Origin of the sequence: Mesonia aquimarina (assembly GCF_003667275.1) — a bacterium.
In the GTDB taxonomy this organism is placed as follows: Bacteria; Bacteroidota; Bacteroidia; order Flavobacteriales; family Flavobacteriaceae; genus Mesonia; species Mesonia aquimarina.
This window is the reverse complement of record NZ_RCNV01000004.1, coordinates 120,987-135,756: the sequence shown is the minus strand read 5'-3', so window position 1 is coordinate 135,756 and position 14,770 is coordinate 120,987. Positions and strand designations below refer to the sequence as shown.

The following is a 14,770-nucleotide window of genomic DNA, read 5'->3' as shown; positions in this document are numbered from 1 at the left end:
CCCGGAAAATATTCCGGGCTTTTTTTATTCGTTTTCTGAAGAAAAAGTTGCCTCAACAATTTTTTTTGCTTCGTCTAAATGAGATTTTTCTACTAATAATTGTACTTGACCTGGTAAACCACCGCCAAAACCTGCACGTAAACCAGATTCAAAATTATTTTTTACAATAGAATGAATATCGGCTTTTTCTAAAATAGACTGTAAATATTGAATATTTACTTCGCTTCCGGTGTAAACGGTTTCATAAATTGATTCTTCGTTACTCATAACTTTAGTTTTTATTGGCACCGCCAAAGGGAAAAACTCGATGACTTGCCATAAAATTGAAAATTTGTTTCTAAAAACTACCTCGTGGGTTTGTCTCGAGATAGTTTATTAAAGTTAAGGTTTTCACTTCAATAGAAAATTCAATTTAAGTAGAGTTTAACGTACAAAATTATAAATCAACACTTACTTGATTATGCAATAAATCTTCAAATGTTTCACGTTTTCTAATCAATTTAGCTTCGTTATTATACCATAAAATTTCAGCAGGTTTAAAACGTGCGTTGTAATTGCTAGCCATAGAAAAACAGTAAGCTCCCGCATTTTTAAAGGCTAAAATATCTCCTTCAGAAATTTCAGCTATAGGTTTATTGTTAGCAAAGGTATCGGTTTCGCAAATGTAGCCTACTACAGAATAAAAACGTTTGTGTTTTGTAGGATGACTTATATTTACAATTTCATGTTGAGTGCCATAAAACATTGGACGAATAAAATGATTAAATCCCGAATCTACTTGAGCAAAAACCGTAGAGGTGGTTTGTTTTACAGAATTTACTTTTACCAGAAAATAACCAGCTTCACTCACTAAAAATTTTCCAGGTTCAAATGCTAAGGTTAATTCTTTTCCGTAAGTTTTACAGAATTGATTAAAACGTTTACTTAATTTTTTTCCGAATTCTTCAACATCTGTTGAAATATCATTTTCGTGATAAGGTACTTTAAATCCGCTTCCAAAATCAATAAACTCTAGTTCTTTGAAATTTTTAGCAGCATCAAATAAAATCTCAGAAGCATATAAGAAAACTTCAACATCTAAAATATCACTTCCGGTATGCATGTGAATTCCGTTAATGTGCATTCCGGTATTTTCAACAATGCGCAATAAATGTGGCATTTGGTGAATGGAAATTCCAAATTTAGAATCAATATGTCCTACAGAAATATTAGTATTTCCACCGGCCATAACGTGGGGGTTTATACGGATACAAACCGGAGTTTTAGGGAATTTTGTGCCAAATTGTTCTAGAATTGATAAATTATCTATATTAATCTGAACGCCTAATTTTACCGCCATTTCTAATTCTTCTAGCGAAACACCGTTTGGCGTGTAAATTATTTTTTCTGCTGGAACTCCTGCTTCTAAACCTAATTTTATTTCTTGGATAGAAACTGTATCTAAACCACTTCCTAAGTTTTTAAGTAATTTTAAAATATTGATGTTTGATAAAGCTTTTACAGCGTAATTTACTTTAAGTTTTTTTACCTGTTTAAAAGCACCTGTTAAGCGTTTATATTGTGAAGCAATTTTTTCGCTGTCGTAAACATATACTGGACTACCAAAATCTTCTGCAATTTTTAAGAGGTCTTTGTTTTTCATGATAAATGGTTAAAATAACTAGTAAAATAAAATTAGGATAATTGTTAGTGAAAAGAAGTAATGGCGTATTATCAACAGGTTACTTCTTAATAAACACAGGTTTGACCTGTTTGACACGTTTAGAAAAACGTTTATCTTTTTTGTAAAGAATATTTATGCTTAAAATGAATGAAATTAAAACAAAATTAAGCGCTATAAACGTATGAAAATAAGTGCTTATTGAATTTAAATTTACAGCCGAAAAAAAGCCTATGCTAATAAATAGTAAGCTTATAAAAGGTGTTGAAAACCTGATTATGGCATTTTTTAAAATCATTCGGCGCCAAAACTACGCATTAAAATAGGTACTATTCCAAATTGAAGTGTTAAAATTTTTCCCTTTTTTAAAGCCGTAAAAAATCGCCATTCCGCCAATCCATTTAAACATAAAAAAAGCAATCATTAAAAACTCTGCGCCACTTTGATCTTTTGTAAATAGATTAGAGGGCAATAGTGCAGTAATCGCAAAACTCATTATGAATAGTAAAAGCAGAAAATTTTCTAAACTTTTAAACCACCACATTTTAAATTTTCTAAACGGATGTAAATCATTTCCCCATTTATGTATTAAATAAAAATAGCCGTTACCGATTGGCGCAAATAATAACGGATCGTCTGCATTTTTTAGTTTAAAAGCCTTTGACGGAGCCATGATTTTAAAGCCTCTTAAATTTAGATTATGTGTTTTTTGTAAGTGTTTTATTTTATAAATGGCTTCTATTGGGATTTCATGTTTAAATAAATGAGAATCTAAAAACCGAAGTCTGTATTGAATACAAATTTCTTTGATGTGGTCTAGATGATAAATATGAGCAGTTTCTAATAATTCAAAATTGAAGTCATTTTTTATAGCTGCAGATTCTTCGCCTAAGCTTTCAATAATGCTTTCTTCAATTAGAGTATCTTCTTTTAAAATCTTAAAAACATCATCTAAAATTTCCTTTTCGGCAACCTGTTTATTTTTTAAGTTGCTAAGTTTCTCTTGAATATTTGTTTTAGAAATCTTCATAGCATCTAAATTAGTTCAACTAAATTAATCAATCTTATTTTTCTATTTAATTAAAAATCAAAGTTTAACACCTGCCTTATTAATTTACAATAGTTAAAAAATTATTAAAGTAGATAATTTGTAAAACCTTACGTGAAGCTAATCTCGTTTATGTAGCGAACTAAAAATTAATTATTATGAAAAAGAAAAGTGTTTTAAAACAGACAATTTTAGCAATAACAATTTTGCTAAGTGGATTTACTTATGCACAAACTAAAATGGTTGGCGGAGCTGAAATGTATCCTTCAAAAAATATTGTTGAAAACGCAGTAAATTCTAAAGATCACACAACGCTTGTTGCTGCTGTAAAAGCTGCAGGTTTAGTTGAAACTTTACAAGGAGAAGGACCATTTACGGTTTTTGCACCAACCAATGCAGCTTTTGAAAAATTACCTAACGGAACTGTAGAAACTTTATTGAAGCCGGAAAATAAAAAAATGTTACAAGGAATTTTAACTTATCACGTAGCTTCAGGAAAATGGACCGCAAAAAAAATCATGAAGATGATTAAAAAAAATGATGGAAAATTTACCTTCAAAACTGTAAATGGCGAAAAGTTAACTGCAATGATGGATGGCGATATGGTGAAAATTAAAGACGTTGCCGGAAACGTAGCTACAGTAACTATTGCAAATGTTATGCAATCTAATGGGGTAATTCACGTTGTTGATACGGTTTTACTTCCTAAAAAATAATTTGGGAAAATTTATTGCTTTGAAAATCAAAAAAGCGATCAATTTATTGGTCGCTTTTTTTTTTGCATTCTAATAAAATTATAAACGCCTTTTCCTTCAGCAATCAAGTTGTTTTCATCATTTTCAGAAAATGCACGCATTCTTACTACCATTATTCTGTTTCCTAAGCGCACCAGTTCTCCTTCAACAATTAAGGCAGAGTCTTGAGCAGCTTTTAAATAATCTACACGCAAATCTATTGTTGCCATTTTATCTTTGGTAGAAGAGCCGTAAGTGCTTCCCACAATTCCTCCAACTGAATCCATTATTGTTGCGATTATCCCACCGTGCCAGCGATTATTTCTAACATCGCCAACAACTTCTTTTTTAAAAGGAACTCTTACTTTTGCATAACCGCTTTCTAAAGATAAAACTTTAAGACCTAAAAACTGATGAAGCGGAATTAAGTTTTCTGCCATTTTAATAATGAATTCTTTATTAATTTCCATAAAAATTGATTGTTACTTTTCTAAAAATAGGAATTTTAGGCATAAAAAAAGAGGCTGTCTAAAAAGTCTACTTTTGTCAACCTGAACTTGATTCAGGTTCTCATATTTAATTGTAATTCAGAAAGATGAGATTCTGAAATAAATTCAGAATGACATTTTTTTTATTCTTTTTAGACAGCCTCTTTAATTTTTTATCGAAGGGATGCGTTTAGTTGTTTTTCAAATTGTGTTTGAAGTTTATTCATCACCTTATCAACTTGCTTATCGGTTAAGGTTTTCTTTTCATCCAGAAAAGTAAAACTTACTGCATAACTTTTTTTACCATCCGGAAGATTTTTTCCTTCATAAACATCAAAAAGTTCTACTTGTTTTAAAATTTTCTTCTCAGTTTTTACAGCGATGTCATAAATATCTTGAAAGCTCACCGAATCATCTAACAATAAGGCAAAATCTCTCCTCACTGACGGAAACTTAGAAATAGCCGTAAAACTAGTTTGTTGTTTTTTTACAAATTCTATTACTTTACTCCAATCAAAATCTGCAAAAAGCACTTCTTGGTCTATTGCAAATTTTTTCAAAATCGATTTTTTAATTACACCAAATTCTACTAATTTATTTTTCTTGTAGTGCAATGCTACACCTTCAGAAAAATTAGTAGAAGTTAAAGGTTTAAAATCAAAATCTGTAATTCCTAAACGTTCTAAAACAGCAGTGATTATTCCCTTTGCATAGAAGAAATCACTTTTTTTAGGAGCGCTGTTCCAACGTTCTTGTGTTCTGTTTCCGCTTATTAAAAGACTTAAATGCTTTTGTTCTGTTCTTCCGGAACCGGGAAAATTATGATAGCTTTTTCCAAATTCAAAAAACTTTAAATTTTCATTTTTCCGATTCAAATTATAAGCGACAGCTTCTAAACCGCTAAATAATAAAGATTGGCGCATTGCTGATAAATCTTGACTCAGCGGATTTAGCATTTCTATATTGTGTTCTGCTTTTAGATCTTCAGATAAATCTGCGTATTCTTTACTGGTTAATGAGTTGGCCATCATCTCGTAAAATCCTTGTCCAACCAATTGATTAGCAATAATATTCTGAAGTTTATAATCTTCAAATCGAGTTGAATTTGAAATGGATGCGTTTAGTTTCTCATTAAATTCAATATTGTTATAACCATAAACACGAAGAATTTCTTCAATTACATCAACTTCACGTTGCACATCAACTCGGTATGCGGGAATAGTTAAGCCTAAACCACTTTCAGTTACATTATTGACACGAATTTCCAGTGAAGCTAGAATAGATTTAATGGTTTCACTTTCAATTTCTTGCCCGATTAATTTGTTGATTTTATCAAAAGTTAAAAATACCTGGAAATCTTCAATTTTCTTTGGGTACACATCATCAATATCACTAGAAACATAACCACCACCAGTTTGCTGAATTAATAATGCAGCTCTTCGCAAGGCATATTTTGTAATGTTAGGGTCAATTCCGCGTTCAAACCTAAAAGACGCATCGGTATTAAGTCCGTGACGTTTAGCAGTTTTACGAACGCTTACCGGATTAAAATAGGCACTTTCTAGAAAAATGCTACTCGTTTTTTCAGTAACTCCAGAATCTAGTCCACCAAAAACACCGGCAATACAAAGCGGTTTTTCGGCATCGCAAATCATTAAATCATCTTCGTGCAATTTGCGTTCAACTTCATCTAAGGTTGTAAATTTTGTACCAGCTTTAGCACGCTGAACTTTTATTTTATTCCCGGAAATTTGGTCAGCGTCAAAGGCGTGTAGCGGTTGTCCTAACTCGTGCATCACGTAATTTGTGACATCAACTACATTATTTTTAGGAGTTAGGCCAATTGCTTTTAATCGGTTTTGTAACCATTTAGGAGAAGGACCAACTTTTATTTCAGAAAGTGTAACTCCGCAATAACGCGGTGCTAAATCGTAATCTTCAACTTCTATTAAAATTCTTTTGCTTCTGTTTTCTACATGAAAATTACTAACCGAAGGAGAATCTAAAGCGGTATTTATTTCTTGCTGAATAAAGCCTGCTTTTAAATCGCGAGCTACGCCGTAATGACTCATCGCATCAGCTCTGTTTGGTGTTAAGCCAATTTCAAAAATATTATCGGTTTCAACATCAAAAACTTTTTTTAAGGGTGTTCCCGGAGTAAGTTTTTCATCAAGAACCATAATGCCGTCGTGGCTTTTTCCTAGACCTAATTCATCTTCGGCACAAATCATCCCATGGCTTACTTCACCACGAATTTTACCCATTTTAATTTTCCAAGCTTCGCCGGCTTCAGTATATAAAGTTGTGCCAACAGTGGCTACGGGCACATTTTGACCAACTTCTACATTTGGCGCTCCACATACAATTTGCACCGGTTCATCTTCACCAATTTCTACCGTGGTAACTTTTAACCGGTCGGCATTTTCGTGTTTTTCGCAGGTAAGCACGTGACCTACCACAATACCTTCTAAGCCACCTTTTACCGACTCAAATTTATCGATTCCTTCAACCTCCAAACCAAGGTCGGTTAAGAGTTTTCCGGTTTTTTCGGCATTCCAATCGGTTTTAATAAATTGTTTTATCCAGTTGTATGAAACTTTCATGGTTTATGTGCTTTTTTCGGTTGGCAAAGATAGGATTAATTTTGGCAAATCTAGAAGCAAAATTACACTAGGTTTTTTGAAAAATAATCTTGATTTTAAACTTATCTTTAACAATTAAATTCTCTGAATATGAATCGCTATTTTTCAATATTATTTATTGGGTTTTTATTCATATCTATTAGCTGTGAAAAACCGGAAGTTAACTTTGATTGGCTTATCGGAAATTGGCAGCGAATTAATGAAAATTCAGATGAAAGAACATTTGAAATTTGGAAAAAAATTAATACCAAAAAATATGTAGGTATTGGTTTCACTTTAAAAGAAAGCGATACTGTCTTTAAAGAAAATTTGACTTTATTGAAGGAGAAAAATCAGTGGATTTATAAAGTGGAAGGTGTTCACGAAAATCCGGTTTTATTTCCGCTTGAGGATATAAAGAAAGATAACTTTAGGGCTAGAAATGATATTAATTATTTTCCGAAAATTATTGATTATAAAATTAAAGACGAAAATTTAATTGCTCGAATTGCTGATGATGAAAAAGAGGTTTTATTTGTTTTAAAAAAAATCAGGCAGTAAAAATTTTAAAACTATATATTTGAAATTTTCACCCACCAAATTTCTTTATGGAAAACGTTTTATTAATTTTATTTTCTGTGACTGCTTCTTTTGCAGTAGTCTATTTTGCAAAAACAGTTGCACAAAAATACGCTTCTAAAATTAAAGAAAATAAACTTTTTTTTGTTTTATGGGGAATATGGTTTCTGGCATTTTTAGCGCAGGCAATTATGCTTAGATCTTTTTAAATCAACTTATATAATTCCAAATGGTTTTGTCTTTAGCGATAAGATTATAAGTATAACGAACAATTTTATGATCTTCCTCTTCTAAATTTGGATCTTCTTTCAATAATTTCATAGCATAAAACCGCGCACTTTTTAAAATCTGATTGTCTTTTACAATATCAGCAATTTTTAAATTTAAAACGCCACTTTGTTGCGTTCCCATAATATCTCCGGGCCCACGTAATTTTAAATCTACTTCAGCAATTTCAAAACCGTCGTTGGTTTTTACCATCGTTTCTAAACGTGTTTTACTATCACTAGAAAGTTTGTGGCCGGTCATTAAAATGCAATAACTTTGTTCAGCGCCACGACCAACGCGACCGCGCAATTGGTGCAATTGCGAAAGCCCGAATCGTTCTGCACTTTCAATAATCATTACGCTGGCATTGGTTACATTTACACCGACTTCAATTACCGTAGTTGCCACCATAATTTGCGTTTCGCCATTGGCAAAACGCTTCATTTCGTAATCTTTATCGGCGGGTTTCATTTTTCCGTGAACAATAGAAATTTGATATTCCGGCATCGGGAAATCACGCGCAATACTTTCGTACCCATCCATTAAATCTTTGTAGTCCATCGACTCGCTTTCTTCAATTAACGGATAAACAATATAAATTTGTCTTCCTTTTTTTATTTCATCACGAATAAATCGAAAAACCTTCAACCTATTATTATCAAAACGATGCACCGTTTTAATCGATTTTCTTCCCGGTGGTAATTCGTCAATTACAGAAATATCGAGATCGCCATACAAACTCATCGCCAAAGTTCGTGGTATTGGCGTTGCGGTCATCACTAAAACATGCGGCGGAATAGTATTTTTCTTCCAAAGTTTAGCACGTTGCGCCACGCCAAAACGATGTTGTTCATCAATAATAGCGAGTCCTAAATTTTGAAACTGAACTTTATCTTCTAGCAAAGCGTGTGTTCCAACTAGAATATGAAGTTCGCCCGATTCTAAATTTTCGTGGATGATTTTTCTGCCAGATTTTTTTGTTGAACCGGTCAGTAGCTCAATCGTAATTCCGAGTTTTTCGCACCATTCTTGTAAACCGTTATAATGTTGCGTAGCCAAAATTTCGGTTGGTGCCATAATACACGCCTGAAATTTATTATCTAGCGCCAGTAAAGACGACATAAAAGCGACAATGGTTTTTCCTGAACCCACATCGCCTTGCAATAAACGGTTCATTTGGGCGCCGGTTCCTAAATCGTTTCTAATTTCCTTCACAACGCGTTTTTGCGCATTGGTTAATTCAAACGGAAGAAAATTTTTATAAAACTGATTAAAATATTCGCCAACTTCATCGAAAACAAAACCTTTAATTTTTTGCTTTCGTAACCTATTTTTAATCAATAATTGAAGCTGAATATAAAAAAGCTCTTCAAATTTTAATCGGAATTGCGCTTGCGTTAATTTTTCTGGCGATTGCGGAAAATGAACATTAAAAAGTGCTTCGGTTTTTGAAATTAATTTTAATTCTTTCCGAAGCGATTGCGGCAAGGTTTCTAAAAATCCTTTTTTATTTTCTAGAAAAACCTGCTGAATAATTTTTATAATCACGCGATTGCTAATTCCGCGGTTGCTCAATATTTCGGTAGAAGGATAAATAGGTTGCATCGCCACGCGCATATTTTGCTGATGCTCTTTTAGCAATTCCATATCGGGATGCGGCATTGAAAAACTACCGTTAAACCAATTTACTTTCCCAAAAATTACATAAGGTTCATTAATTTTTAAGCTTTCTTTCAGCCATTTATTTCCGCGAAACCAAACCAATTCCATTTTTCCGGTTTCATCTACAAAGTCAGCAACCAAGCGTTTTCCGCGTTTTTGTGCAACCGATTTTATATGTGTTATTTTTCCAACGATCTGTACTTCAGCAGAATTTTGTTGAAGCTCGTTTATTTTATAATAACGCGTTTTATCGATATATCGATTAGGAAATAAATTCAGTAAGTCGCCAAATATATGAATACCCAATTCTTTGCGAAGGATATCGGCTCGATTCGGTCCGACGCCTTTTAGATAATCTATGGGAGTTTGCAGATTTCCTGAATTCATAAAACGAAGATAGGAAAACTTCTAAAATCAACTTTGGTTATCCCGAGAAAACGATTTTTTGTATTTTGCGGGGTATTCAAATTTCATGTATGAAAAACGTTTTTGTAATTGTCTTTTTTTTTATTAGCACGTCTTTATTTGCGCAACAACTTGAAAGTGTAAATTTTAATAAAGCTGAAGGTGTAATAGAAATTTTACCACAAGAAAAACTGCTAAAAGGTGAAATCAGTTATCATTTTTCAATACTAAAAAACACTGATTCTATTTTTTTGGATGCTAAAAACATTCAGGTTGCATTAGCAGAAGATTCTTCAACTAAAGTGAAATTAAATACAACAGCAGATAAAATTTGGATTAAGAAAAAATTTAAAGCGGAAAAAAACTACACTATAAAATTTAATTACACGGTAAAACCTAAACAAACCATTTATTTTGTTGGCTGGGAAAACTCTGCGAGCAATCAAGTTTGGACGCAAGGACAAGGAAAATACACCTCGCACTGGTTGCCGAGTATAGACGATATGAATGATAAAATAGAATTTGATCTTTCATATAAAGTGCCTAAAAACTATAGCGTAATTGCCAATGGGAAATTAGTTGATAAAAATACCGAAGCTAAAACAACGACCTGGAAATTCGATATGAAAAATCCGATGAGTAGTTATTTAGTCGCGGTTGCCTTTGGAAATTTTCAAGCTAAAGAAATTTCTTCAGCTAGTGGTATTCCGATGAAATTGTATTTTGAACCGAAAGACTCATTAAAAGTAGAACCAACTTATCGCTATTCTCAACAAATCTTCGATTTTTTTGAAGAAGAAATCGGTGTTCCTTTTCCGTGGCAAAATTATAAACAAATTCCTGTACGCGATTTTCTTTATGCAGGAATGGAAAATACGACCGCTACAATTTTTTCTGATAGTTTTTTAACCGATTCTATTGGATTTATCGATCGAAATTATGTCAACGTAAACGCACACGAATTAGCACACCAATGGTTTGGTGATTTTGTAACCGAAAAATCTTCAACGCATCATTGGCTTCACGAAGGCTTTGCAACTTTTTATGCTTTAATGGCCGAAAAAGAAATTTTTGGAGAAGATTATTATTACCATAAATTATACGAAACTGCTGAGCAATTACGTGAAATGAGTAATAACGGAAAAGGCGAAGCACTTTTAAACGGAAAAGCAAGTTCGCTTACTTTTTACCAAAAAGGTGCTTGGGCGTTACATATTTTGCGTGAAAAAGTAGGGGCAGAGGCGTTTAAAAAAGGAGTGCAAAATTATTTGTTAAAAAATGGATTTAACAATGTAGAAACTTCAGATTTTCTCTCCGAAATAGAATCTGTTAGCGGAATAGATTTAAATAACTTTAAAGTAGACTGGCTAGAACAATCAGCTTTTCAATCTACGCAAGCTTTTAATTCTCTTAAGAAATCTCCTTTTATGCTGAAGTTTTTTCAAATTTCGGCTTTAAGAAAAATTCCGCTTCAAGAAAAACGGGAGCAGTTAGCAAAAGCTTTAAATTTTCCAGTGAATGAATATATTGGACAAGAAGTAGTTTATCAATTAGCCGAGGAGAATCCACAAAATGTTCTTGAGCTTTATAAAAAAGCATTTGCAACCAATAACATCTTAGTTCGTCAAGCAATTGCTTCAAGCTTAACGCAAATTCCGAAGCAATTAAAAACTGAATATGAAAGTTTGCTACAAGACGATTCCTATTTAACAAAGGAAAAAGCACTTTTTAATTTATGGCAAAATTTCCCTCAAAATCGACATCAATATTTAGATGCGTTAGCCGGTATAGAAGGTTTTAGTAATAAAAATGTTGAGTTGTTGTGGTTAACCTTACATTTGGTTACCCAAGATTATCAGCCTCAGAAAAAGCAGCAAATTTATCAGCAACTTTCGGGTTATACCTCGCCTCAATTTGCATATGAGATTAGAGAAAATGCTTTTGGATATTTATTTCAAATCGATTCATTTTCAGCAGAAAACTATAAAGATTTATTACAAGGTTGTGAGCATCAAGTATGGCGTTTTAGAAGTTTTTGTAGAGAATTATTACGAGAATTATTGACTAATGATTATCACCAAAAAAGAATTTTACAATTTCAACAAGAATATTCCGCGTCGCAACAAGAATATTTACAAAAACAACTTAAATAATGCGTGCATTAGTCATTTCAGGAGGGGGAAGTAAAGGTGCTTATGCCGGTGGCGTAGCCGAACATTTAATTCGAGTGCAAAAACGTAATTACGATATGTTTATAGGATCGTCTACCGGCAGTTTATTACTGACGCATTTGGCAACCGGAAAAATTGATAAACTCTATCATATTTATACCAACGTTAAGCAGAACAGTATTTTTAGTTTAAATCCGTTTATTATAAAACATAAAGACGATCGAGAATATGTAACCATAAATTATTTAAACACAATATTACAATTTCTAAAAAGTAAGCGCACTTTTGGAGAGAGTAAAAACTTGCGAAAATTAATTGAAAAAAATATTACTGAAGAAGAATTTGAAGTTGCAAAAGCAAGAACAAAAGATATTGTTGTTACCGTCTCTAACTTAACTAAAAATAAAATTGAATATAAAAGTATAAACGATTTTAGCTACAAAGAATTTTGCGATTGGATTTGGATTTCTTGTAATTATGTGCCGTTTATGAGTTTAGTAAACAAGAATAATTGCGAATATGCCGATGGTGGTTTTGGTAGTGTTGTACCCATACGCGAAGCCATTAGAAGAGGTGCAACAGAGATAGATGCCATTATTCTAGAGTCAGAAAATATGGCACATAATAAAGTTTTAGGTAAAAATCCATTCTCATTAATGGTCAATTTATACGGTTTTGTGATAGACCAAATAGAGCGTAGCAACATAATTGAAGGAAAACTAGCCGCCGTAAATAGAGATGTAATTTTGAACTTGTATTACACGCCGAGTAGGCTTACTGAAAATTCTTTAGTATTCAATAAAAAACTGATGACAGAGTGGTGGCAACAAGGTTTTGATTATGCCGATAAAAAAACACTAGAACATAAGGAAAATGAGCTTAAATAATTTTACATAATAGTTTGCGCTTCTTTTTTAATGTAAGCTAAACCAGTATGACTAGGCGCATTTTTATCCAGTAAATCAGTTAAAATAACTTCACGAAGTTTATCTGGCGAATCTACGTTTTCGCTCATATTAGTTTTTCTAATCAATGAAATGGTTGCATTTTTTGTAGCACGAATAGCTTGCCAACATTTATCGCTCACATAAATTTGTTGCGCTAAATTATGTTCAAATTCCTTTTCAATTTGTTGAATTAATAAGTTTTCATAATCATGCTTATCGTCATTATACGGTTTAACACGAACTAATAAATTACCGGGATTTATGCGCTCTAGAAAAAGTGTCATGCGTTCTAAAGCTTGCAATTTAAAAGGAATAGCTTCTTTTTGAGTTTCGCGTCTCATTAAAAAATAACGCATTTTTTCTTCATTCATTAAATGAGAACTGAAAAAATAATAAGCAATAATACCAATAACTAAAGCAGGTAAAGTATAAAAAACTATTTGCATTAAATTGATGTCTTCCATAGTGGCGGTTAAATTTTTGGTTTACAGATTAATAACGAACTTCCTCTTTGTTTATTGAGGATTCAGATTCTTTTCGCCTATAATTTCCGCCAAGATACTTACATTTTTGCAAAGTAAGCATATCTTCAAAAGGAACTTCTACTTTATGATATTCATAAGAAGCGGCAAGCGTTTTTGTAAAATCTTGATCGCTTAAATTTACTTGAACATCATCCATTGTAAACTGACAAGGATGCTCGTAACCACAAGCATGTGTTACTTCAATAAACTCTTTTCTAAAATTTTTAAAGTAATAATTTACGCGTTCAGATTTTTGTTTAACATTAATTCCGGCTTGCAACCATCTGTTTTGAGTAGCTACACCCGTAGGGCAGGTATTTGTATGACAGGATTTAGCTTGTATACAACCTATACTCAGCATAGCTTCACGAGCAACATTTATACAATCAGCTCCCATAGCAAAGGCCATTGCCGCTTGAGAGGGAAAACCTAATTTTCCGCTTCCTATAAAAACAATTTTATCTGTTAGATCGTGATTTTTAAAAACCTTGTACACATCTCTAAAACCAAAAACCCAAGGCAAAGAAACGTGGTCTGCAAAACTAGGCGGTGCAGCACCGGTACCCCCTTCACCGCCATCTACACTTATAAAATCCGGTCCGCTATTATTGTCTTTCATCATTGTTGCCAATTCTTCCCACTGATCCATTTTTCCTATAGCTGATTTTATACCAACCGGCAATCCGGTTTCTTTAGCAATAGATTCAATAAATGCTAATAAGCCTTTCATACCTTTAAAGGCAGTGTGGTATGGTGGGGAAATTACGTCTTTCCCCATCGGAACTTTACGGATTTCGGCTATTTCTTTAGAAATTTTTGAAGCGGGTAAAACACCGCCTTTTCCGGGTTTAGCTCCTTGAGATAATTTTATTTCTATAGCTTTAATACAGGGATTTTCTTCAACCAATTTTTTAAGTGTATTCATTGAAAAATTTCCATTTTCATCCCGAATTCCAAAATACCCCGTACCTATTTGAAAAATAACATCGCCACCTTGCTTATGATAAGGAGATAATCCGCCTTCTCCGGTATTATGATATGCTGATGCTTTTTTTACTCCCTTATTTAAAGATTCAATAGCTTTTGCAGATAGACTACCAAAACTCATAGCCGATACATTAATTACTGAAGCTGGTCGGTATGGTTTTTTTCTATTATTTGCTAAACCCATGACTTTTGCACAAGGTAAAAAATAGGGGTCTTTTTTATTCGGATGTTTTTCAGGCATCACAAAAGGAATCATCGCATTACTGATAAAAATATAATTTGTCTCATTGATATCTCTATCCGTTCCAAAGCCCTCATAATTATTAGCATTTTTAGCCGAAGCATAAACCCAACTACGCTCAATACGATCGAAAGGAAGCTCTTCTCTATTATTAGCTACAATATATTGGCGGAGCTCTGGACCAATACTTTCTAAGATATATCTAAAATGACCAACAATAGGAAAGTTATGTTTTATTGTATGTTCTTTATTAAGAAAAATGTCTTTAATAGCAATTAAAATAAGTGCTATAATAATCCATTGCCACCAGGTAATTTCGCTTAAAAAGTCTATAATATTTTCCATAAAGAAGAATTATAAATAGATGTTTACTAATATATTTATAATTTCTTATAAAATTGAGATTAAGTATTTTGTTTATAAATTACTCCACCTT

13 protein-coding genes are annotated in these 14,770 nt (G+C 32.7%); 5 read left to right on the top strand and 8 right to left on the bottom strand.

Annotated elements, in window-relative coordinates:
* Positions 1–24: 24 nt before the first annotated feature.
* The 3 genes from D9R05_RS07675 to D9R05_RS07665 form a co-directional block, all read right to left on the bottom strand.
* Positions 25–267, bottom strand: coding sequence for a putative signal transducing protein (locus tag D9R05_RS07675; protein WP_121666639.1), 243 nt, complete (start codon positions 265–267; stop codon positions 25–27).
* Positions 268–436: 169 nt separating this feature from the next.
* Positions 437–1,642, bottom strand: coding sequence for a diaminopimelate decarboxylase (gene lysA / locus D9R05_RS07670; protein WP_121666638.1), 1,206 nt, complete (start codon positions 1,640–1,642; stop codon positions 437–439).
* Between the two features lie 328 nt (positions 1,643–1,970).
* Entirely contained in the window at positions 1,971–2,690 is a 720-nt protein-coding gene (locus tag D9R05_RS07665) for a hypothetical protein (protein ID WP_121666637.1), read from the bottom strand.
* Between the two features lie 176 nt (positions 2,691–2,866).
* Between D9R05_RS07665 and D9R05_RS07660 the strand changes: the two genes are divergently transcribed.
* Positions 2,867–3,424 (top strand): fasciclin domain-containing protein, encoded by a 558-nt coding sequence (locus tag D9R05_RS07660; protein WP_121666636.1) that lies wholly within the window; start codon positions 2,867–2,869, stop codon positions 3,422–3,424.
* 38 nt (positions 3,425–3,462) lie between these two features.
* Here the strand turns inward: D9R05_RS07660 and D9R05_RS07655 are convergent, their stop codons facing one another.
* Both D9R05_RS07655 and pheT read right to left on the bottom strand, forming a co-directional pair.
* Positions 3,463–3,912, bottom strand: coding sequence for a hotdog fold thioesterase (locus tag D9R05_RS07655; protein ID WP_121666635.1), 450 nt, complete (start codon positions 3,910–3,912; stop codon positions 3,463–3,465).
* A gap of 191 nt (positions 3,913–4,103) precedes the next feature.
* A complete protein-coding gene (gene pheT / locus D9R05_RS07650; protein ID WP_121666634.1) occupies positions 4,104–6,533 on the bottom strand; it encodes a phenylalanine--tRNA ligase subunit beta in 2,430 nt (809 codons plus the stop codon).
* 129 nt (positions 6,534–6,662) lie between these two features.
* Here pheT and D9R05_RS07645 point away from each other — a divergent pair, with 129 nt between their 5' ends.
* The gene (locus D9R05_RS07645; RefSeq protein ID WP_121666633.1) at positions 6,663–7,112 is read left to right on the top strand and encodes a hypothetical protein; all 450 of its coding nucleotides are present in this window, start codon (positions 6,663–6,665) and stop codon (positions 7,110–7,112) included.
* 47 nt (positions 7,113–7,159) lie between these two features.
* On the top strand, positions 7,160–7,339 hold the full coding sequence (locus tag D9R05_RS07640; protein WP_121666632.1) for a hypothetical protein: 180 nt from the start codon (positions 7,160–7,162) through the stop codon (positions 7,337–7,339).
* 1 nt (position 7,340) lies between these two features.
* On the opposite strand, the gene recG is transcribed toward D9R05_RS07640, so the two are convergent.
* Positions 7,341–9,446, bottom strand: a complete 2,106-nt coding sequence (gene recG / locus D9R05_RS07635; protein WP_121666631.1) for an ATP-dependent DNA helicase RecG — start codon at positions 9,444–9,446, stop codon at positions 7,341–7,343.
* An 89-nt stretch (positions 9,447–9,535) separates the two neighbouring features.
* Here recG and D9R05_RS07630 point away from each other — a divergent pair, with 89 nt between their 5' ends.
* Both D9R05_RS07630 and D9R05_RS07625 read left to right on the top strand, forming a co-directional pair.
* Positions 9,536–11,617 carry a M1 family metallopeptidase gene (locus D9R05_RS07630; protein ID WP_121666630.1) on the top strand — a complete coding sequence of 694 codons (2,082 nt, stop codon included), beginning with the start codon at positions 9,536–9,538 and terminating at the stop codon, positions 11,615–11,617.
* Positions 11,617–12,522, top strand: a complete 906-nt coding sequence (locus D9R05_RS07625) for a patatin-like phospholipase family protein (RefSeq protein ID WP_121666629.1) — start codon at positions 11,617–11,619, stop codon at positions 12,520–12,522. The genes D9R05_RS07630 and D9R05_RS07625 overlap by 1 nt, the downstream gene beginning before the upstream one ends.
* Before the next feature lie 2 nt (positions 12,523–12,524).
* Here the strand turns inward: D9R05_RS07625 and D9R05_RS07620 are convergent, their stop codons facing one another.
* Together D9R05_RS07620 and D9R05_RS07615 are read right to left on the bottom strand one after the other, a co-directional pair.
* A complete protein-coding gene (locus D9R05_RS07620; RefSeq protein WP_121666628.1) occupies positions 12,525–13,046 on the bottom strand; it encodes a DUF7935 family protein in 522 nt (173 codons plus the stop codon).
* Between the two features lie 28 nt (positions 13,047–13,074).
* Positions 13,075–14,679: an FMN-binding glutamate synthase family protein gene (locus tag D9R05_RS07615; RefSeq protein WP_121666627.1), complete on the bottom strand. Its 1,605-nt coding sequence runs from the start codon at positions 14,677–14,679 to the stop codon at positions 13,075–13,077.
* Between the last annotated feature and the right edge of the window lie 91 nt (positions 14,680–14,770).

Coding starts and splice junctions, on each gene's coding strand:
- D9R05_RS07615 (WP_121666627.1), bottom strand. CDS start 14,679: ATGGAAAATATTATAGACTTTTTAAGCGAAATTACCTGGTGGCAATGG.
- D9R05_RS07625 (WP_121666629.1), top strand. CDS start 11,617: ATGCGTGCATTAGTCATTTCAGGAGGGGGAAGTAAAGGTGCTTATGCC.
- D9R05_RS07630 (WP_121666630.1), top strand. CDS start 9,536: ATGAAAAACGTTTTTGTAATTGTCTTTTTTTTTATTAGCACGTCTTTA.
- D9R05_RS07675 (WP_121666639.1), bottom strand. CDS start 267: ATGAGTAACGAAGAATCAATTTATGAAACCGTTTACACCGGAAGCGAA.
- D9R05_RS07665 (WP_121666637.1), bottom strand. CDS start 2,690: ATGAAGATTTCTAAAACAAATATTCAAGAGAAACTTAGCAACTTAAAA.
- D9R05_RS07640 (WP_121666632.1), top strand. CDS start 7,160: ATGGAAAACGTTTTATTAATTTTATTTTCTGTGACTGCTTCTTTTGCA.
- D9R05_RS07660 (WP_121666636.1), top strand. CDS start 2,867: ATGAAAAAGAAAAGTGTTTTAAAACAGACAATTTTAGCAATAACAATT.
- D9R05_RS07655 (WP_121666635.1), bottom strand. CDS start 3,912: ATGGAAATTAATAAAGAATTCATTATTAAAATGGCAGAAAACTTAATT.
- recG (WP_121666631.1), bottom strand. CDS start 9,446: ATGAATTCAGGAAATCTGCAAACTCCCATAGATTATCTAAAAGGCGTC.
- pheT (WP_121666634.1), bottom strand. CDS start 6,533: ATGAAAGTTTCATACAACTGGATAAAACAATTTATTAAAACCGATTGG.
- D9R05_RS07620 (WP_121666628.1), bottom strand. CDS start 13,046: ATGGAAGACATCAATTTAATGCAAATAGTTTTTTATACTTTACCTGCT.
- lysA (WP_121666638.1), bottom strand. CDS start 1,642: ATGAAAAACAAAGACCTCTTAAAAATTGCAGAAGATTTTGGTAGTCCA.
- D9R05_RS07645 (WP_121666633.1), top strand. CDS start 6,663: ATGAATCGCTATTTTTCAATATTATTTATTGGGTTTTTATTCATATCT.